Here is a 14757-nt window from a genome sequence, read left to right as displayed (position 1 = left end):
AGAGACCGACATGCTCGATTCCAAACTGTTACGTAGCAACCTTCAGGACGTAGCGGACCGCCTGGCATCCCGTGGCTTTGCCTTGGATGTTGCGCGCATCGAAGCGCTGGAAGAACAGCGCAAGACCGTCCAGACCCGCACCGAAGCACTGCAGGCTGAGCGTAATGCGCGTTCCAAATCCATCGGTCAGGCCAAGCAGCGCGGCGAAGACATCGCCCCGCTGATGGCGGATGTCGAGCGCATGGGCACCGAGCTGTCCGACGGCAAGGTCGAGCTGGACAAGATCCAGACCGAGCTGGATTCGATCCTGCTGGGCATCCCCAACATCCCGCACGAATCCGTGCCGATTGGCGCAGACGAAGACGGCAACGTTGAAGTGCGCCGTTGGGGTACGCCAACCGCCTTTGATTTCGAGATCAAGGACCACGTTGCCCTGGGCGAATTGACCGGCGGCCTGGATTTCGAAACTGCCGCCAAGATGTCCGGCGCGCGCTTTGCGTTGCTGCGCGGTCCGATCGCGCGCATGCACCGTGCCCTGGCGCAGTTCATGATCAACCTGCACACCGGCGAACACGGTTACGAGGAAGCCTACACCCCGTACCTGGTGCAGGCGCCGGCGCTGATGGGCACCAGCCAGTTGCCGAAGTTCGAAGAAGACCTGTTCAAGATCAGCCGGGACGGCGAAGCCGACCTGTACCTGATCCCGACCGCCGAAGTGTCGTTGACCAACATCGTCGCCGGCGAAATTCTTGATGCCAAGCAACTGCCGATCAAGTTCGTGGCCCACAGCCCATGCTTCCGCAGCGAAGCCGGTGCGTCGGGCCGCGACACCCGCGGCATGATCCGCCAACACCAGTTCGACAAAGTCGAGATGGTGCAGGTGGTCGAGCCGTCGACTTCCATGGAGGCCCTGGAAGGCCTGACCGCCAACGCCGAGCGCGTCCTGCAACTGCTGGAGCTGCCGTACCGCGTGCTGGCACTGTGCACCGGCGACATGGGTTTCAGCGCCGTGAAGACCTACGACCTCGAAGTGTGGGTGCCGAGCCAGGACAAGTACCGCGAGATTTCGTCGTGCTCCAACTGCGGTGATTTCCAGGCCCGTCGCATGCAAGCGCGCTTCCGTAACCCGGAAACCGGCAAGCCGGAGCTGGTCCACACCCTCAACGGTTCCGGTTTGGCCGTAGGCCGTACCCTGGTGGCGGTGCTGGAAAACTACCAGCAGGCTGACGGCTCGATCCGTGTACCGGAAGTGCTCAAGCCTTACATGGCGGGCGTTGAGGTCATCCGCTAAATGGAATTTTTGCCGCTGTTTCATAACCTGCGCGGCAGTCGTGTGTTGGTCGTCGGTGGCGGGGAGATTGCCTTGCGCAAATCTCGGCTGCTGGCCGATGCCGGTGCGTTGCTGCGGGTGGTTGCTCCCCAGATCGAAGACCAGCTCAAAGAGCTGGTACTGGGCAGTGGCGGGGAACTGATTTTGCGCGGTTATCAGGAGGCGGACCTCGACGGTTGCACCTTGATCATCGCGGCCACAGACGACGAGCCGTTGAACGCGCAAGTGTCCAGCGATGCCAAGCGCCGTTGCGTGCCGGTCAATGTGGTGGATGCGCCGGCCTTGTGCAGCGTGATCTTCCCGGCGATTGTCGACCGTTCACCCTTGGTGATCGCGGTGTCCAGCGGCGGCGATGCGCCGGTGCTGGCGCGCCTGATCCGGGCCAAGCTGGAAACCTGGATTCCGTCCACTTACGGCCAGTTGGCCGGGTTGGCGGCGCGGTTTCGTGCTCAGGTCAAAGGTTTGTACCCGGATGTGCAGCAGCGCCGCGCATTCTGGGAAGAGGTCTTCCAAGGCCCGATTGCCGACCGCCAATTGGCTGGACAGGGCGATGAAGCTGAGCGCCTGTTGATCGAAAAGGTCAACGGCGCACCGCCGAATGCACCGGGCGAAGTCTATTTGGTGGGTGCAGGCCCGGGTGATCCCGACCTGCTGACCTTCCGCGCCCTGCGCCTGATGCAGCAAGCCGATGTGGTGCTGTATGACCGGCTCGTAGCGCCCGCGATTCTCGAGCTGTGCCGCCGTGACGCCGAGCGTGTCTACGTCGGCAAACGCCGTGCTGATCACGCCGTGCCGCAAGACCAGATCAACCAGCAATTGGTGGGCCTGGCCAAGCAAGGCAAGCGCGTGCTGCGCCTCAAGGGTGGCGATCCGTTCATCTTTGGCCGGGGGGGCGAAGAGATCGAGGAATTGGCGGCCCACGGCATCCCGTTCCAGGTGGTGCCGGGGATCACGGCGGCCAGCGGTTGCGCGGCGTATGCCGGGATTCCGCTGACTCACCGTGACTATGCGCAGTCCGTACGTTTCATTACCGGGCATTTAAAGGACGGGACGTCGGACCTGCCCTGGGATGACCTGGTGGGGCCTTCGCAGACCCTGGTGTTCTACATGGGTTTGATTGGCTTGCCGATCATCTGCGAACAACTGATCAAGCATGGCCGTGCATCGGATACCCCTGCAGCGTTGATCCAGCAGGGCACCACGTCCAACCAGCGCGTGTTTACCGGCACCCTGGCGGATCTGCCACGCATGGTGGCGGAGCATGAAGTGCATGCGCCGACACTGGTGATCGTCGGTGAGGTGGTGGTGTTGCGCGAGAAGCTCAAGTGGTTTGAAGGCGCACAGTCCCAGGTCTGAGAACGCTATGGTGGCCGGTAAGCCTGCTGTGGAGAGCAGGCTTTCTGTGGTGAGCGGGCTTGCCCCGCGCTGGGCTGCGAAGCAGCCCTACTAAAAAACGCCGAGTTCTTTCAGAAAGAACTCGGCGTCTGGTTTTGGGGGCTGCTGCGCAGCCCAGCGCGGGGCAAGCCCGCTCACCACAGTGACTGATCAGCTCCAGACACTTTTGCCGTTCAGTTGTGCCCGATCATGCTGCCCATCAAATCGCTGCAACGGCCCCTTCGGCACAATCCCCGTCGGATTGATCGTACGGTGGCTGGCATAGTAATGCCCTTTGATGTGCGCGAAATCCACCGTCTCGGCCACGCCCGGCCACTGGTACATCTCCCTCAACCAATTCGACAGGTTCGGATAATCCGCAATCCTGCGCAGGTTGCATTTGAAGTGGCTGTAATACACCGCATCAAAGCGAATCAGCGTGGTGAACAGCCGCACATCCGCCTCGGTCAGGTATTCGCCGGCCAGGTAACGGTGGTCGCTTAAGTGCTGCTCCAGATGATCCAGCTCCGCAAACACATCATCGAACGCATGTTCATACGCCTGCTGCGAGGTGGCAAAGCCTGCGCGATACACGCCGTTGTTCACGGCGGGGTAAATGCGCTCGTTCAGCGCGTCGACGGTTGCGCGCAGCGGCTCGGGGTAGAAGTCCAGGGTATTACCGGTCAATTGATTAAACGCGCTGTTGAACATGCGGATGATCTCCGCCGATTCATTGCTGACGATGCGCTTGAGCTTCTTGTCCCACAGTACCGGCACGGTGACGCGCCCGGTGTAGTCGGGCGTGTCAGCCGTGTAGCGCTGGTGCATGAAGTCGAAATCATCCAGCTTGTCGCCGGTGGAGCCGTGAGCCTTGTCGAAGGTCCAGCCGTTTTCCAGCATCAGCCAACTGACCACGGACACGTCGATCAGGCTTTCCAGTCCTTTGAGCTTGCGCAGAATCAGGGTGCGATGGGCCCACGGGCAGGCGAGAGAGACATAGAGGTGGTAGCGACCGGCCTCGGCCTTGAATCCACCTTCGCCACTCGGGCCTGGCGCGCCGTCGGCGGTCACCCAGTTGCGGCGTTGCGCCTGTTCCCGTTGGAATGCGCCGTCTGCGCTACTTTCGTACCACTGGTCTTTCCAGTGTCCTTCGATCAGCAAACCCATGACTGGCTCCTTGGCTAATAAGCGTTGGAGGCCAGTCTAAAGGGCTGAGTTCGATTTAAAAGCGCAAAGACCGGGGGTTAATTATCGATTAAATCGATTTTTCCCGCGCATCCCAGTATTGCTGGGCCAGGACAAACGCCTGTTCCCGTGAATGGCCCAGGCCACGCAAGGCCAGGGCCATGGTCGCGATCAAGGCCAGTTGCGGATAGCTGTCTTCGACGTCGCCGCGCCACAACGCCTTCAGGTGCTCAGGTTCGAGCGTGGCCGGCTTGACGTGACGCTGGGCGGAGAGGGCGGGCCACTCTTCGTCCCAACTTTCGCCGCCCGTGGTGCCGTACAGGTGGCTGGCCGAGTCGGGGTTGATCTCGATCTCGCCGCCGTCGCCCTTCACCACGATCACGTTGTCGCCGAGCAAGCCGCTGGCATCGCGGTGCACGCCCTGGTAACCCGGATGGAAAATACTCTGCAGGCCCAGGCGCGCATTCAAGGGATTGAGCAAACGCGCCAGGGAATGGATTGGCGAGCGCAGACCCAGGGTGTTGCGCAGGTCGATCATGCGCTGCAACTGTGGCGCCCAGTCGCCCAGCGGGATAAACGCCAGGTTGCCTTGCGCATAAGCCGCCTCGACCTGCTGCCAGTTGCGGCACAGTGGGATCTGCAAGCCTTCGAGCAATTGCTCGGTGTACAGCCGTCCGGCCGTATGCGCGCCGCCACCGTGCATAAGGATGCGCACACCGTTCTGCGCCAGGCATTTGGCCGCCAGCAGATACCACGGCAGATGACGCTTCTTGCCGGCATAGGTCGGCCAGTCGACATCCACGTTCAGCGCCGGGGCATCCAGGCGTTCGCGCACGGCTTCGGTGAAGCCGGCGAGTTCTTCCGGGCTTTCTTCCTTGTGGCGCAACAGCATCAGGAAAGCGCCGAGCTGGGTGTCTTCGACCTTTTCGTCGAGCAACATGCCCATGGCTTCGCGGGCTTCCTCGCGGGTGAGGTTGCGCGCGCCGCGCTTGCCTTTGCCCAGGATGCGCACGAACTGCGCAAACGGATGTTCGGCAGGGGTTTCAAGGGTCAGTGGGGCAAAATCGGTCATAAGCAATTCGTCGGCCTGGGCAGGCCCGCCAGCTTGGCGGCGAGTTTGGCGGGAGTGCCGTTGAACAGTTTGTTGAGGTGCAGGCTGTTGCCCTTTTCCGGGCCGAGCTTCAAGGCGGTGTACTTGATCAGCGGACGCGTAGCCGGGGACAGCTGGAATTCGGCATAGAACTGGCGCAGCAGTGCGAGGATTTCCCAGTGGGCCGGGGTGAGTTCCAGCGCCTCGGCGGCAGCCAGGGCATGGGCGACGTCTGCGGACCAGTCGTTCAGGTCGGCCAAATATCCGTCCTTGTCCAGTTCCAGGGTACGTGCGCCTACGGTCAGGGTGTTCATAGCCAGGTGTTGACCTTGTCGTAGTCGATCGACAGTTGCACGAAACCTGGGTAGTCCACGCTGTCGGCCCAGTCCGGCAGCGGCAGATTGCGCGCCTGCATGTCTTCGGCCAGCACAAACACCTTCACGCCCTTGGTGTGCAGGGCGGGGGCGTGGAGCCCATAGGCGCCGTCGCCGCACAGCAGGATCGCGTCCTCGGCGCCGCAGATACGCAGGCAGCTGTCGAGGCGACTATCGGAAAACGGGGAGTGAGACACCACGTGTAAAGTCGACATCAGAGGGTAATCACCTGGTCGTAACGGTCAATCAATTGGGAAATCGCATCGTTGCTCAACGGATGCGCCTCGGTGGGCGGCGTCAAGCCACGCACGGCCATGCTGTGGCGGCAGACAAATACATCGTCGATGCCGAACAGCCCCAGTGCCTGCAGGTTGGCACTGAGGTCCTTTTGTTGCACGGCCTTGGCGTTCTGGTGCGCAGCGAGCTGGAACACGCCGTCATCCATGAACAGCAAGCCGATGGGCAGATCGAACGCGCCACCGGCCAGCACGATGTCCAGCGCTTCCCGTGCGCTCGGCCCGGACCACGGTGCCTGACGGCTGATCACCAATAAGGATTTAGACATCTCACGGCCCTCCAAAACAGATCAGGCGGTCGGCATCCTGGATCGCATCATGTAATTGCCCCAGGCCAGACAGCGCCCAGGGCGCATCCAGATTCACCGCTGTGCGCTGATACCGCGTGGCTTCCTCCTGGTTGAGAACGCCACGGCGTAACGCAGCGGCAATGCACACCACGCCATCAAGTTGGTGCTGGCTGACAAACTCACGCCATTGGCGGGCGATGTCTTGCTCATCCTGGGGCGCGACGATGTTGTTGGACGCGCTGTACACGCCGTCCTGATAGAAAAACAACCGCACAATCTCGTGCCCGCCGGCCAGCGCCGCCTGGGCGAACAGCAGGGCGCGGCGCGAGGAGGGCGCGTGGGCGGCGGAAAACAGGGCAATCGCAAACTTCATGGAACACTCTGCAAGCAAACGTGGGCCAATGATAAAGCCGCCGCCACGAAAAAGCCCGCCGTGATCAAAACGGTCACTGTCGGTGACTGTTTCGGCGATTGCCGGCAGGCGCAGGGCTGCCTAGTCTGTGGGCAGTCGAAACGGAAATGGAGTGCCCATGTCAGGTCCCTTGGCTTCCCTCAAAGTGCTGGATTTTTCCACCCTGCTGCCCGGCCCGTTTGCCTCCCTGATGCTGGCGGACATGGGCGCCGAGGTGCTGCGTATCGAGTCGCCTACGCGCATGGACCTGTTGCGAGTGCTGCCGCCCCATGATCAGGGCACATCGGCCAGCCACGCCTACCTCAACCGCAATAAACGCAGCCTGGCGCTGGACCTCAAGCAGGTCGAGGCGCTGGAGATCGTGCGGGCGCTGGTGAAGGACTACGACATCCTGCTCGAACAATTCCGACCGGGCGTGATGGAGCGTCTGGGTCTGGGTTATGAGGCATTGAAGTCGATCAATCCCCGGCTGATTTATGTATCGATCACCGGCTACGGCCAGACGGGGCCCTATAAGGACCGCGCCGGGCACGACATCAACTACCTGGCATTGGCCGGCGTGGCCAGCTACACCGGGCGCCAGGACAGCGGGCCGCTGCCATTGGGCGTGCAAGTAGCGGATGTGGGCGGTGGTTCGCTGCATGCGGTGGTGGGGTTGCTCGCGGCGGTGATCGCGCGGCAGCAGAGCGGTGTTGGTCAATACCTGGATGTGAGCATGACCGACTGCTCGTTCAGCCTGAACGCCATGGCAGGCGCGGGTTACCTGGCGTGCGGGGTGGAGCCGGAGCGGGAAAGTCATGTGCTCAATGGCGGCAGCTTTTACGATTACTACCGCTCGCGGGATGGCCGCTGGATGTCGGTGGGCAGCCTGGAGCCCGGGTTTATGCAGCAGCTCTGCGCGGCGCTGGGGCGGCCGGAGTTGGCGGCGCTGGGTTTGTCACCCAAGCTCAAGGTGGCGCTGCAAGTTGAATTTGAAAAGCGCAGCTTTGATGAGCTGTGCGCGCTGTTCGCCGCGGTGGATGCGTGCGTGGAGCCGGTGCTGAGCCTGAGTGAGGCGGTGGAGCATCCACAGCTCAAGGCGCGGCAATTGGTCAGCCAGGTGCCACGGGGTGATGGGTCGACCCAGGCGCAACTGGCCTGTCCTTTGAAGTTTTCCGAGGGTTTGCCGCCGCCCCGACATATCGGTGTCGAGGTGGGGGCGCACAGTGAGGAAGTGCTGGCGGAGTTGGGATTCAGTGTTCAGCGGATAGACGCCTGGCGAAAAAACGGCACAATTCTGTAGGAGCCGGCTTGCCAGCGATGGCGATCTTGAGGGCGCCATCGCCGGCAAGCCAGCTTCTACAGAAGAGTCACTCCACCCGCGTTTCCCCCGTAAACACCAAGGTTTGCCGGCACCGCCTGCACAAATACCGCCGCCCCTGAGCCACCATGCCATGGCGTTGTGACGAGAACGGAAAGTCACTGTCCGCACACGGGCATCGGTAGATATAGCGAGTCACCTGGCGACGCTTAACTTCATAAGTGTGGCAACGATCCGGCGGCAGTTCGTAAACCCCGCGCATGATCAATTGCCATTCCTCGCCGTGGGGTTGGATGCGTTCGCCAAACAATTGGTGGGCAATCAGGTGCGCCACTTCATGGGCCACAGTCTGTTTCAGGAAGTGTTGGCTGTTTTCACGGTACAACTGTGGGTTGAAACGCAGCAGGTTCTCGTGCAAATGCGCGACACCGGCCTTCTGGCCCCGCAGCTTGAGGCTGACCTGGGGGCGTTTGAAGCTTCGTTTGAAAAAGGATTCGGCTTGTAGGAAACAATCTTCGACGCGGGTATTGAGTTGCTCGGGCATGCTGTACATATCTCCAGAGACGTCCAGTATGCCGCAAAGCTGGGTGTTTCCGAATCTGTCAGGCGCCGAATGGTCATGCATGATGCACAAAGCCACCTTGCGGTGGCTTTGCCTAAGGTTTTAAACGGTCAGTTGGTGTAGATCGGGCCCACGCCCAGCCCCCAGACGATCACGGTAAACGCCATGATCGCCACCAGTACCACCAGGCCCACGGCCAGAACCGAGCTGGAAAACAGGAAGCCTTCATCCGGGTCGATGTTCATGAAGGTCGGCAGCCCCACATAGAGCAAGTACACCGTGTAGCAGATGGCCGCCGTGCCCACGACCATGCCCAGCCACATATGCGGATAGAGTGCGGCCAGCCCACCGATAAACAGTGGCGTAGCGGTGTAGGTGGCAAAGGCTACGCAGCGTGCCATGCTGGGATTGGCGTCGTAGGTGCGCGCCATCCAGTGAATGAACGCCCCCATCACCGCCACGCCACCGAGCATGGCGGCGTAGGACATGATGGTCATCCACAAGGCGCTTTCCTGGGTCAGCATCACCGGCGCACGATTGCCGATGACCCAGCCGACCTGGGTGGTGCCGATAAAGGCGGAAACGGCAGGGATCGCCGCAAGAATCAAGGTGTGAGTGAGGTACATGTGGCCGATGCTTTCTTCTTTATCGCCACGGATTTCCCGCCATTCCTGGTCGGGATGGGTAAACAGCCCCACGACGTGATGGATCATGCCAGTCACTCCTGTCGTTATTACCATCGCCCCCCATCGGAGCGCCCACGGGCCAAATGGCCTCAAAGGTCTGGATAGATGTGCGACCTCTAGTCGCAGTATAGGAAGTGATGACCGGAATAACTGTAGGGCCTTTAGAGCAAATTGCGCTGTAAACATTGGGCTTAATCGCGGTGGGGTCTTTTACCGCTGGCCCTTTTGATGGTTTTTTTGCGTAAAATACCCGGCTTTTCGTCACACACCTCTAGCGGATCCAAGCGCCATGGGCACTCTTACGGTCAACCAGAACAAACTGCAAAAACGCCTGCGTCGCCTGGCCGGTGAAGCGGTCGCCGATTTCAACATGATCGAGGACGGCGACAAGGTCATGGTCTGCCTCTCCGGCGGCAAAGACAGTTACACAATGCTCGACGTGCTGCTGCACCTGCAAAAGGTCGCGCCGATCCGGTTCGAGATCGTTGCCGTCAACATGGACCAGAAACAACCGGGCTTCCCTGAGCATGTGCTGCCGGCCTACCTCAAGGAGTTGGGCGTCGAGTACCACATCGTCGAGAAAGACACCTACTCGGTGGTCAAGGAACTGATTCCGGAAGGCAAGACCACCTGCTCGCTGTGCTCGCGCCTGCGCCGTGGCACGCTGTACACCTTCGCGGATGAAATCGGCGCGACCAAGATGGCCCTGGGTCACCACCGCGACGATATCGTTGAGACCTTTTTCCTCAATATGTTCTTCAACGGCTCGCTCAAGGCCATGCCGCCCAAGCTGCGCGCCGATGACGGGCGTAACGTGGTGATCCGCCCGCTGGCGTATTGCAACGAGAAGGACATCCAGGCCTACTCCGACTTCAAGCAATTCCCGATCATTCCGTGCAACCTGTGTGGCTCCCAGGAAAACCTGCAGCGCCAGGTGGTCAAGGAAATGCTGGTGGACTGGGAGCGCAAGACCCCAGGCCGCACCGAAAGCATCTTCCGCAGCCTGCAGAATGTGCAGCCGTCGCAGTTGGCTGACCGCAACCTGTTCGACTTCACCAGCCTGAAAATTGATGAAACCGCCGCCTCGCGCTTCGTCAATGTGGTGAACCTCTGAGCCATTTCAATGCTCTGACACACGGCGCTCGCGGGCGCCGTTATCAATTCAACTGCCAGGAGAGGGCATGCGCGATTACAAGTGGCTTCACGAATACTGTCTGAACCGCTTCGGTTCGGCAGCCGAGCTGGAAGCCCATCTGCCTGTAGCCAAGACCCCGGCGCAACTGCGCAAGATCAGCGATGATCGCTACCTGTCGACCCTGGCGCTGCGCGTGTTTCGTGCGGGCTTGAAGCACAGCGTGGTGGATGCCAAGTGGCCGGCGTTCGAAAAGGTGTTTTTCGGCTTCGACCCGGAAAAAGTCGTGTTGATGGGCGCTGAGCACCTGGAGCGCTTGATGCAGGACACCAGCATCATCCGTCACCTGGGCAAGCTCAAGAGCGTGCCGCGCAATGCGCAGATGATCCTCGACATCGAGCAGGAGAAGGGCAGCTTCGGCGCGTTTATCGCCGATTGGCCGGTGACTGATATCGTCGGGCTATGGAAGTACCTGAGTAAGCACGGACATCAGCTCGGCGGCCTATCAGCGCCGCGCTTCTTGCGCATGGTCGGCAAGGACACTTTTGTGCCGAGTTATGACGTGGTGGCGGCGTTGAACGCGCAGAAGATCGTCGACAAGGCACCGACCAGCCTGCGCGACCTGGCGACGGTGCAGGGCGCGTTCAACCAATGGCACGCCGAGAGTGGGCGGCCAATGTGCCAGTTGTCGATGATGCTGGCCTACACAGTGAATCATTGAGACCGGGGTGATGCCTTCGCGAGCAAGCCCGCTCCCACATTTGGAACGCATCTCCCTGTGGGAGCGGGCTTGCTCGCGAAGACTGACTTTCAGGCGACCCGGGCTTCAGCCAGGCGGCGATTTAATTGATGCCGCCAGCGAACATACAACAACGCCGTACAAAACACCGCCAGGCTCGCCAGCATCTCCAGCACCCCGAACCACTGCCGGTTCGGGTCGTACGCCGCCAGCGCGCCTTTGATGAAATACAGGTTCACCACAAAGCACATCCACGAATGCCCGCGCGCGCTGCCCGTCAGCATGCCCGGCGTCAGCACCAGCAGCGGCACCAGTTCGATCAGCAGGATCACCCAAGGCCGCGCGCCATGCAGGTCGGCGACGAACAGGTAATACACGCACAGCAGACCCACCAGGCCCAAAAACGCCAGCAGGCTGAGCACGCGTGCCAGCTTGACCCGCGGCTCGAGCCACGCTTGGGGTGGCAGGACCTTAGGCTTTCTGGCCACTGCCGCTCTCCAGCAAGGTAGCGGTAGTCGCCAGGCGCAGGCCAAGGGCGCGGCACAGGGCGATTTCATGTTGATCGAGCATGCGCTTGCCATCGGGGCCGGCGTGATGGCTGGCGCCATACGGGGTGCCACCGCCCTGGGTATCGAGCAGCGCTTGTTCGCTGTAGGGCAGGCCGGTGATCAGCATGCCGTGGTGCAGCAGCGGCAGCAGCATCGACATCAACGTGGTTTCCTGACCGCCGTGCAGGCTGGCGGTGGAGGTGAACACCCCGGCCGGCTTGCCGACGAGGGCGCCGGTGAGCCATAGGTTGCTGGTGCCGTCGATGAAATACTTGAGCGGCGCGGCCATGTTGCCGAAACGGGTCGGGCTGCCGAGGGCCAGGCCGGAGCAGTGCTTCAGGTCATCCAGGCTGGCATACAGCGCGCCTTCGTCCGGGATGCTTGGCGCCACGGCTTCGCACTCGGTGGAGATCGCCGGCACGGTGCGCAGTCGCGCTTCCATACCGCCTTGCTCGATGCCCCGGGCGATCTGCCGGGCCATTTCGCTCACCGAGCCATTGCGGCTGTAATACAGCACCAGCACATAGGGCGACGTCACGGTAGGATCTCCAGCACGTTTTCCGGCGGACGGCCAATGATGGCTTTGTCGGCGGTTTCCAGGATCGGGCGTTCCATCAGCTTCGGGTGCTCGGCGATGGCGGCAATCAACTGCGCTTCGCTGAGGCTGGCGTCGGCGAGGTTGAGCGCCTTGTATTCATCTTCGCCGGTGCGCAGCAGTTGGCGGGCGCTGATGCCCAGCTTGCCCAGCAGCGCCTTTAATTGCGCGGCGTTCAGCGGGGTTTCCAGGTAGCGCACCACGTTGGGGGTAAGGCCGCGGGCTTCGAGCAGTTCCAGCGCACCGCGGGATTTCGAGCAGCGCGGGTTGTGATAAAGCGTCAGATCGGTCATGTGCGGGTCGCATCTTGCGTAAGGTGGCGGGTATTCTACCCGCGCAGCGACCTGTCCTTAAACCGTAAGAGGCGATAGGTCGCAGCCAACGTTCATTTTTGCGAAGGATTACCCCATGACAAGGCGACTGATCGGTGCATTGGCGATCATCACAACCCTGCTGCTCAGCGGCTGCGGTAACGATTACGGCGTTGACCAATATGGCAAGAAGGTGGCTTCCGAACGCTTGGACAAGCAGTGGCTGGTGGTCAACTACTGGGCCGAATGGTGTGGTCCGTGCCGCACGGAAATCCCCGAGCTCAATGCCTTGGCCGAGCAACTGAAGGCGCAGAACGTTGGCGTATTCGGGGTCAACTTCGACAACGTGCAGGGCGAAGAGCTGAAAGCCGCCAGCGACAAGCTGGGCATCAAGTTCACGGTGCTGGCGCAGAATCCGGAAGAGATCTTCGATATCCCGCGCAGCGAAGCGTTGCCGGTGACCTACATCATCGATGACAAGGGCAAGGTGCGTGAGACGTTGATGGGTGAGCAAACGGCGGAAGGCGTATTGGCAAAACTCAAGGCCTTGCGCGGGTAAAGCAGCCACTCAAAACAAATGTGGGAGCGAGCAAGCCCGCTCCCACATTTTGATCGTGAAAGGCTAGGGTTAGCCTTCTTCCAGCCACAGACGAATCGGCTTGCCTTCGGCCGGCCAGAACCGCGTCTGTTCGATCGGCGAGATGTCCCAGCGCTGCACCCCTTGCAGGGCCTGGAAGAAGCGGTGTTCCTGCTCCATCAAGGCCTCGGCGCAGAGTTTACGGGTGCTGCCGATCTGGCCGAAGCTGAGCTTTTCGCCGTCGACGGTGTAGGGCGCGAACCAGTGGTTGCAGCCGCCGTTGCCGTAGGCACGGCCATCGGCGCCGAGGGTGACGGTCAGGTGCGCGTAGTCCATCAGCGGCCGTTCACCAATCCATTCGACCACGTAGCTGTGATCCTGCTTGAGCTTGACTGCATCCCCGGCGCAGCCCGTCAGGGCCGCTCCGACGGCGGCGAGCAGAAGCAGGCCTTTCATTGCGCGGCCTTTTGGCATTTCGGGCAGCGGTGCTTGTCGCCCTCGCTGGCCCAGCCCAATTCGGCAATGCGTGCATTGGCGGCGGGTTGCAGCGGCGCTTTGGTCAGCTTGGTTTCCACCGCAAATTCGAACTCCAACACCGCATCGCAGCTGTCGCAGTTGACCTTCCAGGTGTGAATCTCCAACTCGCCGAATTTCGGCCCCTGGGCCATGGCGACCCACTGGCCCGCCGGGCGGATGGAGTAGCGCGCATCACCTTCGACGGTGAGGCGCATCGACAGGGTTTTACTGCCGCGCAGGGAGACGATCAACACGTCGCCATGCTTGATCGAACCACCGTTGCCGGTGACCTGGTAACGGCCCGGCACCAGGGCGCGGCATTCGATCAGGGTGTGTTGCGGGCTCAGCAAACTGAAGCGGAAATCGTGTTCGGCCATGGATCCTCCAAATAGGCGCGGCATCCTATCACGGGTGCTGGCTCATCATGAGCCTGGTATGTGACCGCTGATCATCCTTCGACAAGGTTCTGCGCCTGGCCGTCGGCCCAGGCCGCGATGTTGGCCAAGGTGGTGCCGGCGATGGCCGCCAGGGCTTCGCGGGTGAGAAACGCCTGGTGGGCGGTGATGATCACGTTGGGGAAGGTCAGCAGGCGCGCGAGGACGTCGTCCTGTAGGGGCAGGTCGGAGCGGTCTTCGAAGAACAGCTGGGCTTCTTCTTCATACACATCCAGCCCCAGGTAGCCGAGCTGACCGTCCTTGAGCGCTTCGATCAGCGCCGGGGTGTCCACCAGACCGCCGCGACCGGTGTTGATCAGCATCGCGCCTGGCTGCATCTGCGCCAGGGAACGGGCATTGATCAAGTGCTTGCTGTCGGCCGTCAGCGGGCAATGCAGGCTGATGATCTGCGCCTGGTCCAGCAGTTCGGGCAGGCTCACGTAGCGCGCGCCCAGGGCCTGCACTTGCGGGTTGGGGAAGGGGTCGTAGGCGAGTAACTGGCAACCGAAGCCGGCCATGATCTTGGCGAAGGTGGCACCGATCTGCCCGGTGCCGACCACGCCGACGGTCTTGCCCATCAGGTCGAAACCGGTGAGGCCGTGCAGGCTGAAATCACCGTCGCGGGTGCGGTTATAAGCGCGGTGCAGGCGACGGTTGAGGGCGAGGATCAGCGCGACCGCATGCTCGGCCACCGCATGGGGCGAATACGCCGGCACGCGCACGATGGTCAGGCCCAGGCGCGTGGCGGCGGCCAGGTCCACATGGTTGTAGCCCGCCGAACGCAGCGCGATCAACCGCGTGCCGCCCTTGGCCAGGTGCTCCAGGACCGGGGCGCTGAGGTCGTCGTTGATAAAGGCGCAGACCACGTCGTGATGCTCGGCGAGGGCCACGGTGTCGAGGTTGAGGCGGGCGGGCTGGAACTGCAGTTCCAGGCCGGGCGGCAGGGGTTCGCCGAGAAAACTGTCGCGGTCGTAGGTCTGGCTGCTGAAAAGAATGACGCGCATGG

At 61.7% G+C, this 14757-nt stretch carries 20 protein-coding genes; 6 read left to right on the top strand and 14 right to left on the bottom strand.

Annotated features, from left to right (window positions below):
- Positions 1-10: 10 nt before the first annotated feature.
- Together serS and cysG are read left to right on the top strand one after the other, a co-directional pair.
- Complete coding sequence (gene serS, locus RB216_RS17500) at positions 11-1291, top strand: serine--tRNA ligase (protein ID WP_028616788.1); 1281 nt, start codon at positions 11-13, stop codon at positions 1289-1291.
- Positions 1292-2686 (top strand): siroheme synthase CysG, encoded by a 1395-nt coding sequence (gene cysG / locus RB216_RS17495; RefSeq protein WP_308907661.1) that lies wholly within the window; start codon positions 1292-1294, stop codon positions 2684-2686.
- A 189-nt stretch (positions 2687-2875) separates the two neighbouring features.
- Here the strand turns inward: cysG and RB216_RS17490 are convergent, their stop codons facing one another.
- The 6 genes from RB216_RS17490 to tusD form a co-directional block, all read right to left on the bottom strand.
- A complete protein-coding gene (locus RB216_RS17490) occupies positions 2876-3871 on the bottom strand; it encodes a glutathione S-transferase family protein (RefSeq protein ID WP_068936844.1) in 996 nt (331 codons plus the stop codon).
- 88 nt (positions 3872-3959) lie between these two features.
- Complete coding sequence (locus RB216_RS17485) at positions 3960-4961, bottom strand: glycosyl transferase family protein (RefSeq protein WP_028616785.1); 1002 nt, start codon at positions 4959-4961, stop codon at positions 3960-3962.
- On the bottom strand, positions 4958-5293 hold the full coding sequence (locus RB216_RS17480; protein WP_122683840.1) for a TusE/DsrC/DsvC family sulfur relay protein: 336 nt from the start codon (positions 5291-5293) through the stop codon (positions 4958-4960). Before RB216_RS17480 ends, RB216_RS17485 begins: the two co-directional genes overlap by 4 nt.
- Positions 5290-5568 carry a sulfurtransferase complex subunit TusB gene (tusB, locus tag RB216_RS17475; protein ID WP_028616783.1) on the bottom strand — a complete coding sequence of 93 codons (279 nt, stop codon included), beginning with the start codon at positions 5566-5568 and terminating at the stop codon, positions 5290-5292. Before tusB ends, RB216_RS17480 begins: the two co-directional genes overlap by 4 nt.
- Positions 5568-5918 carry a sulfurtransferase complex subunit TusC gene (tusC, locus tag RB216_RS17470; protein ID WP_028616782.1) on the bottom strand — a complete coding sequence of 117 codons (351 nt, stop codon included), beginning with the start codon at positions 5916-5918 and terminating at the stop codon, positions 5568-5570. The genes tusB and tusC overlap by 1 nt, the downstream gene beginning before the upstream one ends.
- Before the next feature lies 1 nt (position 5919).
- Positions 5920-6312: a sulfurtransferase complex subunit TusD gene (gene tusD, locus RB216_RS17465; RefSeq protein ID WP_016977549.1), complete on the bottom strand. Its 393-nt coding sequence runs from the start codon at positions 6310-6312 to the stop codon at positions 5920-5922.
- A gap of 157 nt (positions 6313-6469) precedes the next feature.
- On the opposite strand from tusD, the gene RB216_RS17460 reads away from it, so the two are divergent.
- A complete protein-coding gene (locus RB216_RS17460) occupies positions 6470-7633 on the top strand; it encodes a CaiB/BaiF CoA transferase family protein (protein ID WP_308907660.1) in 1164 nt (387 codons plus the stop codon).
- A 67-nt stretch (positions 7634-7700) separates the two neighbouring features.
- Here the strand turns inward: RB216_RS17460 and RB216_RS17455 are convergent, their stop codons facing one another.
- Both RB216_RS17455 and RB216_RS17450 read right to left on the bottom strand, forming a co-directional pair.
- Positions 7701-8195, bottom strand: a complete 495-nt coding sequence (locus RB216_RS17455; RefSeq protein ID WP_010209629.1) for a SprT family zinc-dependent metalloprotease — start codon at positions 8193-8195, stop codon at positions 7701-7703.
- A gap of 128 nt (positions 8196-8323) precedes the next feature.
- Entirely contained in the window at positions 8324-8926 is a 603-nt protein-coding gene (locus RB216_RS17450; protein ID WP_016977555.1) for a Yip1 family protein, read from the bottom strand.
- A gap of 262 nt (positions 8927-9188) precedes the next feature.
- On the opposite strand from RB216_RS17450, the gene ttcA reads away from it, so the two are divergent.
- Together ttcA and RB216_RS17440 are read left to right on the top strand one after the other, a co-directional pair.
- Positions 9189-10013 (top strand): tRNA 2-thiocytidine(32) synthetase TtcA, encoded by an 825-nt coding sequence (ttcA, locus tag RB216_RS17445; protein ID WP_028616780.1) that lies wholly within the window; start codon positions 9189-9191, stop codon positions 10011-10013.
- Positions 10014-10080: 67 nt separating this feature from the next.
- Positions 10081-10752 (top strand): DNA-3-methyladenine glycosylase I, encoded by a 672-nt coding sequence (locus RB216_RS17440; protein ID WP_028616779.1) that lies wholly within the window; start codon positions 10081-10083, stop codon positions 10750-10752.
- Between the two features lie 89 nt (positions 10753-10841).
- Here the strand turns inward: RB216_RS17440 and RB216_RS17435 are convergent, their stop codons facing one another.
- From RB216_RS17435 to arsC, 3 genes are read right to left on the bottom strand one after another with little or no spacing between them, the layout of a single operon-like run.
- A complete protein-coding gene (locus RB216_RS17435; RefSeq protein ID WP_028616778.1) occupies positions 10842-11258 on the bottom strand; it encodes a DUF2069 domain-containing protein in 417 nt (138 codons plus the stop codon).
- Entirely contained in the window at positions 11242-11856 is a 615-nt protein-coding gene (gene wrbA / locus RB216_RS17430; RefSeq protein ID WP_028616777.1) for an NAD(P)H:quinone oxidoreductase, read from the bottom strand. Before wrbA ends, RB216_RS17435 begins: the two co-directional genes overlap by 17 nt.
- Positions 11853-12206 carry an arsenate reductase (glutaredoxin) gene (gene arsC / locus RB216_RS17425; protein ID WP_028616776.1) on the bottom strand — a complete coding sequence of 118 codons (354 nt, stop codon included), beginning with the start codon at positions 12204-12206 and terminating at the stop codon, positions 11853-11855. Before arsC ends, wrbA begins: the two co-directional genes overlap by 4 nt.
- A gap of 115 nt (positions 12207-12321) precedes the next feature.
- Here arsC and RB216_RS17420 point away from each other — a divergent pair, with 115 nt between their 5' ends.
- Complete coding sequence (locus RB216_RS17420; RefSeq protein WP_028616775.1) at positions 12322-12783, top strand: TlpA disulfide reductase family protein; 462 nt, start codon at positions 12322-12324, stop codon at positions 12781-12783.
- Between the two features lie 69 nt (positions 12784-12852).
- On the opposite strand, the gene RB216_RS17415 is transcribed toward RB216_RS17420, so the two are convergent.
- The 3 genes from RB216_RS17415 to RB216_RS17405 form a co-directional block, all read right to left on the bottom strand.
- Positions 12853-13257 carry an META domain-containing protein gene (locus RB216_RS17415; RefSeq protein ID WP_033896805.1) on the bottom strand — a complete coding sequence of 135 codons (405 nt, stop codon included), beginning with the start codon at positions 13255-13257 and terminating at the stop codon, positions 12853-12855.
- Positions 13254-13694: a hypothetical protein gene (locus tag RB216_RS17410; RefSeq protein ID WP_028616773.1), complete on the bottom strand. Its 441-nt coding sequence runs from the start codon at positions 13692-13694 to the stop codon at positions 13254-13256. The genes RB216_RS17415 and RB216_RS17410 overlap by 4 nt, the downstream gene beginning before the upstream one ends.
- A gap of 71 nt (positions 13695-13765) precedes the next feature.
- Positions 13766-14755 (bottom strand): 2-hydroxyacid dehydrogenase, encoded by a 990-nt coding sequence (locus RB216_RS17405; protein ID WP_308907659.1) that lies wholly within the window; start codon positions 14753-14755, stop codon positions 13766-13768.
- Between the last annotated feature and the right edge of the window lie 2 nt (positions 14756-14757).

It is taken from the genome of Pseudomonas canadensis, assembly GCF_030980095.1.
In the GTDB taxonomy this organism is placed as follows: Bacteria; Pseudomonadota; Gammaproteobacteria; order Pseudomonadales; family Pseudomonadaceae; genus Aquipseudomonas; species Aquipseudomonas canadensis.
This window is presented reverse-complemented; position numbering and strand designations above follow the sequence as displayed.